Consider the following 12,966-nt stretch of genomic DNA (forward strand, 5'->3'; position numbering starts at 1 on the left):
GAAATGAACAAGTCCAAAGCGAACGATCATCACGAAAGCCGTGATACATGTCACGTACTCATGACAATTGGAAGGCACTGACGTCATGATATTTGGGATGAATATCGACAAAAAATTCATGTTAAAGAGCACAAGTTGCGTGTTACGGCACAATGTAAAACTGTGATTTGCATTTACGGGTTGTGTCGCATAAGTTCATAGTCACATGCTAATTGGAAGATGGCATAGGCGTGCTCCCCTCCTGGCTCAGAAGCTCCCGCACGGGCGCCTGGGGACCATTACATCAGAGGATATCGAATCTACATATTGTGCCCATTGTGGCATGAGGAGTTTCTATGGACTTTCTTCGCACGTCATCGTCCGAGGCTGGCGTCTTGCACGCTACGGAGGATGAGCGTGTCTGGAAGGTTCTGATCGTAGACGATGAGCCGGAAGTTCACACGGTTACCAAGCTCGCGCTGCGCAGCTTCCGGTTTCAAGGTGAGCGTTTGGAGCTGCTCTCCGCGATGTCGGCGCGGGAAGCCCTGGAGATTTTCGAGCAGCACGACGATATCGCGCTGGCGATGATCGACGTGGTGATGGAAACCGAGCATGCCGGCCTGGACTTGATACGCGAGGTTAGGGAACGTCTCAAGAATCGCAAATCCCGGTTGATACTGCGCACCGGGCAGGCAGGCCAGGCACCGGAAGACCAGGTGATCCGGGACTACGAGATCGATGACTACAAGGAAAAGACCGAGCTTACCACCCAGAAATTACGCACCTTGCTCTATTCGACACTACGCGCCTACCGGGACATATGCGTGATCGAAGCGCAGCGCGACGGATTGAAGCGTGTGATCGAATCCTGCTCATCGGTGCAAAGTAGCACCACGTTCAACCAGTTCGCGACGGCGGTACTTGCCCAGTTGATGAACCTGTTGAACCTTGGTGAATCGGCCATCTACTGTGTGGAACTTCCCGATGGTGACCAGGTGGAAGGAGAACTGCACATTCTGGCCTCTACCGGGGATTTCGTGGAATGCAAAACATTACGGGAACTTAAGAGTCTTCCGCAGAAGGTCATCGAGCGAATAACCGATGCCAGCAGCACGCGGCAAAGTCAGCTCTATGACGATGCTTATCTGTTTTACTCGCACGGCAAGCGGGGTACCCACAACCTGCTTTACCTGACATACAATCAACCACTCAATGATCTGGATTTGCAGTTACTTGAGCTCTATGTCAGCAATGTGGCGATTACATTTGAAAGCATCAGCCTGTTCGAGAGTTTTCAGGAAACCTCAAGCGAACTGGTCTATACGTTAGCCAATGCTGTTGAAGCGCGTAGCCGAGAAACAGGAGCACACGTCATTCGAGTGGCATTGGTGAGCGAACGGCTGGCGCAGCTGTATGGGCTTCCGGAAAGGCAATGCATGTTGATGAAACTGGCGTCACCGCTGCATGACATCGGTAAGGTGGCGATACCGGATTCAATACTTCACAAACCCGGAAAGCTGACCGCTGAAGAATGGACCTTAATGGAAAAGCATGTGGAGTATGGCGTTGATATTCTTAAAAAGTCTTCTCGTGAAGTCATGAGAATGGGGGCGTTGATCGCCGGCTATCATCATGAGAAGTGGGATGGCAGCGGATATCCGAATGGTATCGCCGGCGAGGAAATTCCAATAGAAGGGCGGATCACTGCAGTGGCGGATGTGGTGGATGCCTTGGGGTCGAAGCGCTCTTACAAGGAGCCGTGGCCCGAAGAGAAAATCCTTGAGCTCCTCAAGTCAGAGCGAGGCAAGCATTTCGATCCTACTCTAGTGGATCTTTTCTTGGAGCATCACAAGGAATTCTTCGCGGTCCGTGATAAGCATCCTGACAACGTGAACGAAATATAACGAACGAAATATAACGTAAGTATCATGCAGGTAACAAAGAACATGCAGGTAACAAAGAATAATTCGAAGGAGCCTGATCATGCTCGATTCCATAGGGATCTGCAAGAGAAACATTCCTGTACTGAGCGCCATCATGCTGATGGTGTGTCCACGAGTTACCTGGGCGGAGTCGCTGCTGATTGCCGCGGAGAATGACTGGGCTCCGTACTCTTGGGTGGACGATGAGGGGAAGCTTTCAGGTCTGTCTCCACAAATTGTCGAGGCCAGCTTCGCGTTAAAAGGCATCGATGTCGAGTTTATTACCGTGCCTTTTTCCAGATGTTTGCATTATGCCAAGACCGGTCGCACGGATGCTTGCTTCAATGCCACCATCACCGAAGGCAACCGTGACGATTACTATTGGCACAACAGCCCGATGTTCAACGAAGAGCTGGCCATTTTCGCATTGAGTGACCGCCGCAAGGATGACGTATCAGCCGAGGATCTCAAAGGATCTGTGGTGGGAACCACCATTGGATATACCTACCCGACCGCGCTCATGGAAGATAGCGATATACAACACCTCCCCGTCAACTCTGATGAGCAGCAACTGAAGTTGCTGCTCATCGACCGGTTGGACTATGCAATTGTCAATACCATGCCAGCTTATCTGAGGATAAATGCCGATGAGGAAATGAGAGGTAATATCCATCGAGTTGGTCAAATAAGTCTGGACGGGTTCTGGTTGGCTTTTTCCAGGGAGAACTCCGATGGCCAGAGACTTGCGGAACTGTTCGAAAGCGGTCTTCAGGAGTTTGAGAATAATGGCGGATACCAGGCGCTATTGGAAAAGTTTTATGAAGAAATAGGCTACGCAACCGGAGCGCCATAGCGTGATTGCAAGGGAGCCAGTGGCATCATGATCAATGCCAAACCGGAAGCGGCGGGTCGCACCGTTGATCGAAGCCTGTCCTGGAAGCTCACGCGCGCGGTATCTCTCGTCGCCCTTTGCATGGGCATCGTCATCAGCGCCATTCAGATTTCGATAGACTATTTCGAAACGCGCGAATTGCCCGATGAAGATGCCAGAACGCTCATCGGGCTACTCAGAGATCCTGCCACCAAAGTGGCATTTAACCTGGATCCTTCGACTGCCCAGGAGCTTGTAGGCGGGGCGTTGCAACATCCTGCTGTCATCGAAGCCCAAATTTTGTTGCCGAACGGCGAGGTACTTGCCCATAGTGAAAGCCCGGTAAGCGCTGAGGATGGCAATTTATTGCTCGACTTGCTCTTCGATACTAACAAGCGTTATTCATGGGAATTGACAACGGAACTTTCCATTGGCGTTGAGTCTTTGGGAGAGCTGGATATTAACCTGAATCCCCAACAATATGGAAAGACATTCCTGCGTCGCTCGATTACCGCGGTATTTTCTACGCTGGTCTACGCTCTGCTTATTTGTCTGGGTTTGCTTGGCCTGGTGTTGGCCAAGGTCATTCATCCATTGAACACGGTTATCAATTCAATTTTGCGGTTCGATGTCAATTCCCCTGAAGAGTTGCGCATAAAAGGTCTTGTCGGTCATTCGAACGATGAAATCGGCCTGTTGGTCGAGGTGACGAATGATCATCTTGACACTATCGACAAGAACTTTCACAAAATCAAGCGGGCTGAAGAAGAGCTGAAGGATTATTCCGAGAATCTAGAGAAAATCGTCGCAGAAAGAACTCAGGATCTCACAGAGAGCCTGGAACGATTGAAGTCTGCACAGAATCAGCTGATTGAATCAGAAAAGCTTGCCGCACTCGGTGGGCTTGTCGCCGGGGTGTCACACGAGGTGAATACGCCGCTGGGAATTGCGGTAACCACAGCATCGCTGATGACGGAAACCCTGGCTGATTTGAATACGGAGTTCAGGAACCGCACGTTGACAAGCGAGCGCCTGGAAGAGCTATTGGACACACTGGACGACGGTCAGACGCTCATCGTGAAAAACCTGGACAGGGCGGCTCGGCTCATCAAGGATTTCAAACGCACGGCTGTGGACCAGGTGTCGGAAGCACGCGAAGAGTTTCGCGTACGCGAGGTGATGGAGTCTCTCATGGCCAGCCTTCACCCGGAGACATCGAAGCAAGGCGTGGAGCCGACCATCGATTGCCCCGCAGACCTCACCATGAAGAGTCTCCCAGGGGTGCTCACGCAAGTCATCACCAACCTGACACTCAACAGCCTTCGCCATGCCTTTTCAGATATCGACTCTCCATGCATTCATATCCGCATCGAAGAGCAGGATGGCACCGTGATGCTTCATTACCGAGACAATGGCAACGGCATCCCGACAGAGCATCAAAGCAGGATTTTCGAACCCTTTTTCACCACCAAGCGTGGTGATGGCGGTTCCGGGTTGGGCCTGAACATCGTTTACAATCTCGTCACTGGGAAGCTTCTTGGAAGTCTGGAGTTTCATTCAGAGCCCGGCAGTGGAGTCGACTTTATATTGAAGCTACCTCAGTCCATTCCCTATGAACCGGTCTCCAAATAGGGCACACCTGATCCCCTCGCGCACGCTCATCCGCCCGATGTCTTTCAAGCTTAGAAGAGAATGAGGAACAATTATCCGATGGAAGAAAGGATTCGCATCGTTCGCATGACAGGCGACTCGCCCCATGTGGCCACGCTGGCCGCATGGACCCACGACGCCTGGGGGCATCTGCATCCCGGCAGGGACGTGGAGACCGCCATCGAGTTGCTTCGGGGGGAGTGCGGCCCGGCCGGGGTGCCCTCGGTGTTCGCCGCCCTTGCGGGTAACACTCCAGTGGGGACGGCGAGCCTGGTGTCCGACGACATGAGCGACCGCCTCGACCTGACTCCCTGGCTGGCGTCGGTGTTCGTGCTGCCGGCGTGGCGCGGCAGGGGCATTGCCTCGCGGCTGGTTCAGCGGGTGGAAGAAGAAGCACGCACCCAGGGGCACGGCCATTTCTATCTCTACACGCCGGATCAGCAGCCCCTCTACCGGCGACTGGGCTGGCGCGACTTGGAAGAGCGCGTCTATCGCGGCGAGGCAGTGACCATCATGTGCCGGGAATTCGCGATACCGAATACACCAGCGGGGTAGTTCAAAAATTGCCACCGATTCGCCGCTAGACTGGAAGGCACACGTGTGCAACAGGAGAGACGATCATGCGACTCGAAGGCTCTTGCCACTGCGGCGCGGTGTACTTCCGCGTGGACTCCCCGCATCCCTATCCCTACCAGCGCTGCTACTGCTCCATCTGTCGCAAGACGGCCGGAGGCGGCGGCTACGCCATCAACCTGAGCGGGCATGCCGAGACCCTCGAGATCGAAGGCGCCGAACACAAGGGTGTCTACCAGGCGGTGATCGATGGCGAAACCAGTCCCGGCGAGCGCCACTTCTGCCGGCGCTGCGCCTCGGCGCTCTGGGTGTTCGACCCGCGCTGGCCCGAGCTGGTGCACCCCTTCGCCTCGGCCATCGACAGCGAGTTGCCGATCCCGCCCGAGCGGGTTCACCTGCTGCTGGATAGCAAGGCTAACTGGGTGGAAGTCGAGGCTCGGAAGCAGGACAAGTGCTTCGCCGGGTACCCGGAGGAGAGCATTGCCGAATGGCATCAAAGGCTGGGCCTGGAGGCGTGACCCTTGGCGATCACTCTTGGCCCAGTACCGAGCGTTTGCGGCGCCGGGACTTGTCTTCGTACATGCGGGTGTCCGCCAGGGTAAGCACTTCCTGCGCGGGCGCTTCCCTGGAGCTTGCGCTTCCCAGGCTCAGACGAAGCGTCACCTCGACCTGCTCGCCCTGGGTGGCGATGAGCATGCAGCGCTTGCCTTCCATGTGTGTCCTTATCAAGGCAGCGATACGTTCCGCTGCCGACAGATCCGCGGAAGGAAACAGGATGACGAATTCGTCCCCTCCATAGCGCGCGAGGGTATCTCCCTCCCGGCAGTGTGTCATCAGGTGTTCAGCGACGATGGCGATGAACTGGTCGCCGACCACGTGGCCGTGCCGGTCGTTGACCTCCTTGAGCCCGTCGACATCCATCATCAGTACGGCGAAATCCAACCCGGGTGGCTGTAACTTGCCCTTGATGCTCTGTTGTAGCGCCAACTCGAGGTAGCCGCGATTGTACAGGCCAGTCAATCCATCGCGTTCCGCCGCCTTCTTCAGCGCAAGATGCAGCAACTTGTTCTCGGTAGCCGCCGCAAGTTGATCGACGAACAGCGTCAGCACACGCTCCAGGGCCGGATCTAGCCCGGGCGCGCGTATCACCAGCCAGCCATCGTACATGCTGAGCCTCCCTCCCATGGAGGTGGCATAGAGTTGCTCGCCGTCCATGCTATCGCTCAGCTTGATGGTGCCGGCATCCTGATCATGCAGCGCTGCCAACCTGCGCCCCAGACCATGCTCATCATTGATGCGAAGGCCTGCGACCGCTGCATAGCGCGTCACCTCGGGGCGTTGCCGCTCCTGGAGGAACACGGCGAACCCGTACTGCGGGAAGTCGGCGCGCAGATGCATCAAGGAGTCATCGAGCAGGGTGTTGATGTCAGGGGCACGGTTGGCCACCACACCGAGGTCGAGAAGGGCGTGAAAGACCCGGTTCTTGTATGCGATTTCGGTGATGCTGCGCCCGATCTTGCGATTCTGGCCGAACATCACATTGGCAATCGCCAGGAAATACACCACGGCGCCGGCTACCTGATAGATGTCGACCTCGACGCTTACGTACGGGCGAAATTCGAATCCCGTCAACGCGCCCCAGCCCAACGCACCACCGAGGAACAGCGCCATCGAACCCGCCATGCGGCGCACGCCACCGACGACCATGTTGTTCATCAAGCAGGCAAGGCCGATGAACATCGTGGCCCAGAAGTAATACTCCAGTACCCCGCACCAGACACCAAACAACAGGCTATCGAAATACAGGTTCCTGAACTCGGCGCGCTTGGAGTCCTGCGCCAGGGCGGCATGGGCGTAAGCCACCGCTGGCCATACCAGCAACAGCAGCGCGGGCAGAACCAGCGACCAACCGCTGCCCTCCAGCATCGCGATCCACACCGTAAGCCCGAAGGTATGGCAGAAGGCGAAGGCCCGCGGAGGCAGCGTTGCCAGGGCGAGACGGTGGGGGCGCTTGAACGGACGCCCCGCCCGAATTGGAGATGGCTTGGTAACGCTCATGACGCCAGGGTCTCCTGTTTGTGCCCATTGGGCAAGGAGACGTTGGTTCACCCGGTGCGTCAGCCGTATCGTGCCTCTAGAATGTAAGCAGCTAAACTAATTTCTACTTTAAAGCGTTTTTGTGAATCATTATGAGTGAGTTATTTCAAATTGTTGCCCTGACGTTAATGGCGGGCCTGGCAATGCCAATCGGGGCCTCGATGGCCGCGGTCGAGAATATCCATCCGCGTTGGCTGGAAAACGAATTTCGCCACAGCGTCATCGCCTTTGGGGGTGGTGCGCTGCTGGCAGCGGTTGCGCTGGTTCTTGTGCCGGAAGGGGTACGAAGTCTCTCCCCGCCGATGATCGCTGCCTGCTTCGCCGGTGGGGGAGTCGTGTTCATGATGCTCGACAGGCGTTTAGCCGCCAACGATACGCCTATTAGCCAGTTAGTTGCCATGCTTGCGGACTTCGTGCCGGAGGCGTTGGCGCTGGGTGCGACCTTCGCCTTCTCTAAAAGTGCCGGGCTACTACTGGCAGGCATCATTGCTCTGCAGAATCTGCCGGAAGGCTTCAATGCCTTCAGGGAACTCAAATCATCGACAGATTACCGGCCACAAAAGATCATTGGGGCCTTCGTTCTGATGGCCTTGTTGGGGCCGGTGGCGGGGTTCTTCGGTTACTTCGTGCTCTCGGGATATCCGCAAGCGGTGGGCGGTATCATGCTATTTGCCGCGGGCGGTATTCTTTACCTGATTTTCCAGGACATTGCTCCTCAGGCCAAATTGAAGAAACATTGGGCGCCCCCGCTGGGTGCTGTTGGTGGTTTCTTGCTGGGGGTAATGGGCCATGTCGCGACGGGCGCATAGCGAACGTCTTGAATGACCTTAGCCAGCTTCAATAGGCCCCGTGCTCGCCGAACCAGATTGACCCTGCCTAAGCCCACATCGCTGAGCTGCATGTGCAGGTGCGCATATTTTTCATCTACTGCGTGTCGAAATCCCGGGCGCCTGACCGACTCCTGAATATTCCCTGTGACCTGTGGAGATCATCATGAGTCAACTACGCGTGGCTTGCGCAACGGTGACGCATATCGTCCTCAAGAGGAGTGCCTGAATGAACGAGCTGATTCTCACCACCTTCGATTGGGTGCCCGAGATGCCCCGGGGCTTCGTGCGCGACCTGCGTGTGCGCTGGGCGTTGGAAGAGGCCGGGTTTACCTATCGCGTGGAAAGCGTGCCGTTTCAATCACGCGGTGCCGAGCATTTCCGGCACCAACCTTTCGGCCAGGTGCCGTGGTTGACCGATGGCGACCTCTCGATTTTCGAGACAGGCGCCATCCTGCTGCACCTGGGCGAGCGCAGTGACGCGCTGATGCCGGCCGAGCCGCGCAGGCGCAGCGACGCCATTGCATGGCTGTTCGCGGCACTCAACTCCGTCGAGATGGCGGTCCTTCCCTGGGCGCTGTTCAAATTCAGCGGCGACACCGAAGCCACCCCAGGCAGGCAAACGCTGGACAGCTTCCTGGCGTCCCGGCTTCAGCACCTGGCGCCCATCCTGGCCGAGCGTGAATGGCTGGCGGGGAGCTTTTCCATCGCCGACATCGCCATGGCGGATGCACTGCGCCTGGTGGACAGGTTCGATGGGCTGACGGAGCATCCGGCATGCCGCGACTACATTGCGCGGGCCACGGCTCGCCCGTCCTTCGTGAAGGCCCACGCCGATCAGATGGCACACTTCGCCGCGGCGGACTGATCGGTGCTCGCCACGGCTCCTTGCGATTAGCACCGTATGCCCCCACGTGATTGATATAGAGGGGTACGCTTACCTGGTACCCTTTATAGAATCGGAAGATGAAGTTTTTCTTAAAACGATCATTCCGAGTCGAAAAGCGACAAAGTTGTATTTGAGAGGTCCGAAATGAGCAGGTCGGATAAAGAAGAGCAAGAGATTCTGGATGCATTTGATGCTGGAGAGTTGCAGAGAGCACCAGATGTTGACGATCGGAAAGCACGGCATCAGCAGTACGCGGAAGCCATGTTCAAAAAAGATGCCCGTATCAACATCAGGCTTTCCTCCAAGGATCTTCGAGGGCTTCAGAAGAAAGCTCTCGCTGAAGGTATTCCCTACCAAACGCTTGTGGCCAGTATTCTCCATAAGTACGTGGAAGGACGCTTGCATGAGGATCGGTAGCGGTCCAGGTATGCATTGGCTATCAATCAGGGACGAATCACTAAAATTCACTCTAATCATGGAAGTGATTAGGAAGTGTTCGATGAAGAACAACCGCAGCCTGTCGTGTCAATGAAAGATGATGGTCTTGTTGCCCGACAGAAAGATGCGGTGCTCGGTATGCAGTTTCACCGCTCTTGCCAAGGCCATGGTCTCGGTATTGCGCCCAAGCGCTACCAGTTCATCGGGGTAGTAGGCATGATTCACTGGCTGGACGGACTGCTCGATGATCGGGCCCTCGTCCAGGTCGGCCGTGACATAGTGGGCCGTGGCGCCGATGATCTTGACGCCTCGCTCGAACGCCTGGTGATAGGGCTTGGCGCCCTTGAATCCCGGCAGGAAGGAGTGATGAATATTGATCGCTCGACCGTGTAGTGTCCGGCAGAGGTCATCCGAGAGCACCTGCATGTAGCGGGCCAGCACCACCAGCTCCGACCGCGTTTCCTCGATGATGTCGAGCAGTCTCGCCTCCTGCTCTGGCTTGGTGTCCGCGCTGACGGGAAGGTGAATGAACGAAATGCCTTCGCGCTCGACAATCTGCTGCAGATCCGGGTGGTTGGACACCACGGCGGTAATCTCGATGTTCAGCTCGCCCTTATAGTGGCGATACAGCAGGTCCACAAGGCAGTGGTCGAAGCGTGAGACCATGATCAGCACCCGGGGCGGAGATTGCAGGTCGTGCGCGCTCCACTCGAGGTCGAACCGTTCGGCCACATGCGCAAAGCCGGCATGAAGGCTCTCCAGAGTGTGCTCGCTATCGTCCAGCATGCTGAGTACACAACGCATGAAGAACTGCCCCGAGATATTGTCATCGAACTGGGCCAGTTCCGTGATGTTGCATCCACGTTCCGACAAATAACTGGTGATGCCCGCCACGATGCCGGTGCCGGTTCTGCAACTGACTTTCAGGACGTACTGGTTGTCGGACGTGTCCATGGTTCAGGCCTCGGCTGTTTGCGTCTGGTCCAGAGGGTTCAGCGCCGGTGTCCAGGGAGTACGGCCCCGCAGCGCCCCCGAGGCCTGCACAATCGACGGCACACTCGACTCCTGTCGATGCGCCATGATGTGCACACCGCTGACCCCTTCGATCTCCTGTAGCGCCTGTATCATCTCGATGCAGATATTACGCCCCTCGGCCTGTTGGTCGAGGGCGCCTTCGAGTCGCTCGATGATGGCATCGGGAATGTGTACTCCGGGCACATTCTGGCGCATCCATCTGGCTGCCCGCGCCGAGGCCAGAGGCCCCACGCCGGGCAGGATGAAGCACTTCTCTAGCAGGCCCAGGTCACGGCACTGGTGCATGAAGGTGCGCATGCGCGGCAGGTCGAAGCAGTACTGGGTCTGAATGAACTGCGCACCGGCGGCCACCTTCTTGGCCAGCCTCATCGCCCTCATGCCGAAGGGGGGAGCGAAGGGGTTCTCGGCGGCGCCCAGGAAAACGTTCGGGGCATCGCTGATACGGCGCCCGCTGAGGAATTGGTGCTTGTCGCGCAGGCTGATGATGGTCTCCAGCAGCGACATCGAGTCCAGGTCGAAGACCGGCTTGGCTTGAGGGTGATCCCCGGCCTGCACACCATCGCCGGTCAGGCACAGGATATTGTTGATGCCGAGTGCCGATGCGCCAAGCACATCTCCCTGAATGGCAATGCGGTTGCGGTCCCGGCAGGAGATCTGCATGACGGTTTCAAAGCCGGCTCGGCTGAGCAGGGCGCACATGGCGGAGCTGGACATGTGGCAGTTGGCGCCTGAGCCATCCGTGGCGTTCATGCTGTCGACGAAGCCCCTGAAGACCGCGGCCCGGTCGAAGACATCCTGCGGGTTGGCCGAGTCGGGTGGGGCGATTTCGGTGGTGATGGCGAAGTTGCCCGCCCTGAGCACTTGTTCCAGCCGGCCACTCGGGTCCTTGGCGGCGAAGCCCCTGGCCTGCTGGTCGCACCCTTTTTGAGTCTGCTGAGTCATGCTAGTCATGGCGGTCTTGCTCCTGGTCCCGTGTGGTGCGACTTGCCTCCCTCAGCCAGGAGGACGCCCCCTTCAAGCGATGGTCGACAGGGGCTTGTACCACCCCGATCAGGTCGCCGTGCCGCATTTTCCGACTGCCTTCCCAGGCTTCGACCCACACGCATCGCATGTCGGGTTTCACCTCGCAATGACCGTCCTGCATCACGCCGCCGCAGGGGCCATTGCGCATGCTTTTCGGGCAATTCATCGGGCATGACATGCCGGTCGAGCTCAGAATGCACTGGCCGCACATCCGACAGTCGAAGAGCCACTCCTTGCTCAGCCTTTCGACCGTACCGACGACCCTTTCAGAGCGCTCATCTCCCAGCGCCTTCCAGACCGGCTGCAACCCGGTCAGTACCGGGTGAAAGGCGTTGTACGCCACCTCGAACAAGCGCGCATGTTTCGCAGCCCATAGTCGAACGGAATACATGAGCGTTTCTCCTGGGCGGGATCAGCGGGTGGCGAGTTGCTTGCGCGGGTCGAAAAAGGGCTTTTCGACCACGGTCGCCAGGGCCACGCCATCCGGTGTGTGGACGTCGAACTGGGTGCCGATGTCGCTGCAGGGCGTGATGACCATGGCCAGGGCGATATTCTTCTCGAGCCTGGGGGAGTAGACCGCCGAGGTGACCTTGCCAACATTGGTGCTGCCGTAGGTGAGCGACCAGAAGGAGGTGTTCGGACCCGTCAGGGCAGGGCCTTCGATTTCCAGCCCCACCTGCTTGCGGTGCACACCTTCCTGGCGGATGCGCTGCAAAGCGCTCTTGCCGATGAAGTCGGCCTCCATGTCCGGGTTGACCAGACGATCCATGCCCAACTGAAAGGGATTGGTGTGCATGTCGGCGTCGGCATGATAGGAGAGCATGCCGCCCTCGATGCGGCGAATCGTGGAGGTATGGCCGGGCTGCAATCCGAAGGGCAGGCCCGCGGCCATGATGGTCTCCCAGAGCTCATCCCCACGCGCGCCATCGCGCAGATAGAGCTCATAACCCAGTTCGCTGGACCACCCCGTGCGCGAGACGATCAGCGGGATGCCATTGAGCTCCAGCTCACGCCACCAGTAGTAACGCAGGTCCTTGATGGTCTCGCCGAAGAGCGCCTGCATGATTTCGCCAGACTGCGGCCCCTGGAGCTGGAGGGGCGAGACGTCCGGTTCGCGGAGGTCGACATCCAGACCCGAGTGGATGGCCACGCCCTTGGCCCACAGCAGAATGTCGCTGTCGGCCAGGGAGATCCAGAAGTGATTCTCCGCCAGCTTGAGAAGGATGGGGTCATTGAGGATGCCGCCATCTTCGGCGGTGATCAGAATGTACTTGCATTGACCCACGGCCATTTGCGAGAGGTCACGCGGGGTGAGGTACTGGACGAACGTCGCCGCATCGGGGCCGGTGACCTCCACCTGACGCTCGGCCGCGACGTCACAGAGAATGGCGGTATTCACCAGGTTCCAGAAGTTGTCTTCCGGGCCGGTGAACTCGCGCGGGATATACATGTGGTTGTAGACGGAGAAAGCCGTGGCGCCCCAACGCACGGTGGCGGCGAAGTAGGGTGACTTGCGAATCTGGGTGCCGAAACCGAAGGAGTCGTGGACAGCCTGGCCGGAGGCACTCTGGAGTGAGGTGACGTTGCTCATCGAAACCACCTTGGCGCTTTACGCTTGTAATAGTGTGGGTATCGCTTGTGACGCGCTCACTATAGCGCCGA

13 protein-coding genes are annotated in these 12,966 nt (G+C 57.6%); 8 read left to right on the plus strand and 5 right to left on the minus strand.

Features of this window, described 5'->3' with window-relative positions; genetic code table 11:
• The first annotated feature begins 335 nt into the window (after positions 1–335).
• The 5 genes from C6V82_RS12705 (at position 336) to C6V82_RS12725 (ending at position 5,513) form a co-directional block, all read left to right on the plus strand.
• A complete protein-coding gene (locus tag C6V82_RS12705; RefSeq protein ID WP_102586374.1) occupies positions 336–1,883 on the plus strand; it encodes a DUF3369 domain-containing protein in 1,548 nt (515 codons plus the stop codon).
• Positions 1,884–1,962: 79 nt separating this feature from the next.
• Positions 1,963–2,754 (plus strand): substrate-binding periplasmic protein, encoded by a 792-nt coding sequence (locus C6V82_RS12710; protein WP_102586373.1) that lies wholly within the window; start codon positions 1,963–1,965, stop codon positions 2,752–2,754.
• A 27-nt stretch (positions 2,755–2,781) separates the two neighbouring features.
• Positions 2,782–4,404 carry a sensor histidine kinase gene (locus C6V82_RS12715; RefSeq protein ID WP_102586372.1) on the plus strand — a complete coding sequence of 541 codons (1,623 nt, stop codon included), beginning with the start codon at positions 2,782–2,784 and terminating at the stop codon, positions 4,402–4,404.
• A 78-nt stretch (positions 4,405–4,482) separates the two neighbouring features.
• A complete protein-coding gene (locus C6V82_RS12720) occupies positions 4,483–4,977 on the plus strand; it encodes a GNAT family N-acetyltransferase (RefSeq protein WP_102586371.1) in 495 nt (164 codons plus the stop codon).
• A gap of 65 nt (positions 4,978–5,042) precedes the next feature.
• Positions 5,043–5,513, plus strand: a complete 471-nt coding sequence (locus tag C6V82_RS12725; protein ID WP_102586370.1) for a GFA family protein — start codon at positions 5,043–5,045, stop codon at positions 5,511–5,513.
• A gap of 10 nt (positions 5,514–5,523) precedes the next feature.
• On the opposite strand, the gene C6V82_RS12730 is transcribed toward C6V82_RS12725, so the two are convergent.
• Entirely contained in the window at positions 5,524–7,053 is a 1,530-nt protein-coding gene (locus C6V82_RS12730) for a GGDEF domain-containing protein (RefSeq protein WP_102586369.1), read from the minus strand.
• Between the two features lie 131 nt (positions 7,054–7,184).
• Between C6V82_RS12730 and C6V82_RS12735 the strand changes: the two genes are divergently transcribed.
• The 3 genes from C6V82_RS12735 (at position 7,185) to C6V82_RS12745 (ending at position 9,225) form a co-directional block, all read left to right on the plus strand.
• Positions 7,185–7,901, plus strand: coding sequence for a ZIP family metal transporter (locus C6V82_RS12735; RefSeq protein ID WP_102586368.1), 717 nt, complete (start codon positions 7,185–7,187; stop codon positions 7,899–7,901).
• Positions 7,902–8,148: 247 nt separating this feature from the next.
• Positions 8,149–8,787, plus strand: coding sequence for a glutathione S-transferase family protein (locus tag C6V82_RS12740; protein WP_102586367.1), 639 nt, complete (start codon positions 8,149–8,151; stop codon positions 8,785–8,787).
• Positions 8,788–8,952: 165 nt separating this feature from the next.
• On the plus strand, positions 8,953–9,225 hold the full coding sequence (locus tag C6V82_RS12745; protein ID WP_102586366.1) for a CopG family antitoxin: 273 nt from the start codon (positions 8,953–8,955) through the stop codon (positions 9,223–9,225).
• 108 nt (positions 9,226–9,333) lie between these two features.
• Here C6V82_RS12745 and purU read toward each other — a convergent pair whose 3' ends face one another.
• The 4 genes from purU to C6V82_RS12765 are packed head-to-tail and all read right to left on the minus strand — an operon-like array spanning position 9,334 to position 12,895.
• On the minus strand, positions 9,334–10,200 hold the full coding sequence (gene purU, locus C6V82_RS12750; protein WP_102586365.1) for a formyltetrahydrofolate deformylase: 867 nt from the start codon (positions 10,198–10,200) through the stop codon (positions 9,334–9,336).
• A gap of 3 nt (positions 10,201–10,203) precedes the next feature.
• Positions 10,204–11,232 carry a methylenetetrahydrofolate reductase gene (locus C6V82_RS12755; RefSeq protein ID WP_229843196.1) on the minus strand — a complete coding sequence of 343 codons (1,029 nt, stop codon included), beginning with the start codon at positions 11,230–11,232 and terminating at the stop codon, positions 10,204–10,206.
• Entirely contained in the window at positions 11,225–11,695 is a 471-nt protein-coding gene (locus tag C6V82_RS12760; RefSeq protein ID WP_102586363.1) for a methylenetetrahydrofolate reductase C-terminal domain-containing protein, read from the minus strand. The genes C6V82_RS12755 and C6V82_RS12760 overlap by 8 nt, the downstream gene beginning before the upstream one ends.
• 21 nt (positions 11,696–11,716) lie before the next feature.
• Positions 11,717–12,895, minus strand: a complete 1,179-nt coding sequence (locus tag C6V82_RS12765; protein ID WP_102586362.1) for a glycine cleavage T C-terminal barrel domain-containing protein — start codon at positions 12,893–12,895, stop codon at positions 11,717–11,719.
• Positions 12,896–12,966: the final 71 nt, after the last annotated feature.

The organism is Halomonas urumqiensis, assembly GCF_003028575.1.
Lineage (GTDB): Bacteria > Pseudomonadota > Gammaproteobacteria > Pseudomonadales > Halomonadaceae > Halomonas > Halomonas urumqiensis.

What these genes read in the sequence shown, in the direction of transcription:
- C6V82_RS12765 (WP_102586362.1), bottom strand. Translation starts at nt 12,895, where the DNA reads ATGAGCAACGTCACCTCACTCCAGAGTGCCTCCGGCCAGGCTGTCCAC.
- purU (WP_102586365.1), bottom strand. Translation starts at nt 10,200, where the DNA reads ATGGACACGTCCGACAACCAGTACGTCCTGAAAGTCAGTTGCAGAACC.
- C6V82_RS12725 (WP_102586370.1), top strand. Translation starts at nt 5,043, where the DNA reads ATGCGACTCGAAGGCTCTTGCCACTGCGGCGCGGTGTACTTCCGCGTG.
- C6V82_RS12745 (WP_102586366.1), top strand. Translation starts at nt 8,953, where the DNA reads ATGAGCAGGTCGGATAAAGAAGAGCAAGAGATTCTGGATGCATTTGAT.
- C6V82_RS12730 (WP_102586369.1), bottom strand. Translation starts at nt 7,053, where the DNA reads ATGAGCGTTACCAAGCCATCTCCAATTCGGGCGGGGCGTCCGTTCAAG.
- C6V82_RS12735 (WP_102586368.1), top strand. Translation starts at nt 7,185, where the DNA reads ATGAGTGAGTTATTTCAAATTGTTGCCCTGACGTTAATGGCGGGCCTG.
- C6V82_RS12760 (WP_102586363.1), bottom strand. Translation starts at nt 11,695, where the DNA reads ATGTATTCCGTTCGACTATGGGCTGCGAAACATGCGCGCTTGTTCGAG.
- C6V82_RS12715 (WP_102586372.1), top strand. Translation starts at nt 2,782, where the DNA reads ATGATCAATGCCAAACCGGAAGCGGCGGGTCGCACCGTTGATCGAAGC.
- C6V82_RS12755 (WP_229843196.1), bottom strand. Translation starts at nt 11,232, where the DNA reads ATGACTAGCATGACTCAGCAGACTCAAAAAGGGTGCGACCAGCAGGCC.
- C6V82_RS12705 (WP_102586374.1), top strand. Translation starts at nt 336, where the DNA reads ATGGACTTTCTTCGCACGTCATCGTCCGAGGCTGGCGTCTTGCACGCT.
- C6V82_RS12740 (WP_102586367.1), top strand. Translation starts at nt 8,149, where the DNA reads ATGAACGAGCTGATTCTCACCACCTTCGATTGGGTGCCCGAGATGCCC.
- C6V82_RS12720 (WP_102586371.1), top strand. Translation starts at nt 4,483, where the DNA reads ATGGAAGAAAGGATTCGCATCGTTCGCATGACAGGCGACTCGCCCCAT.
- C6V82_RS12710 (WP_102586373.1), top strand. Translation starts at nt 1,963, where the DNA reads ATGCTCGATTCCATAGGGATCTGCAAGAGAAACATTCCTGTACTGAGC.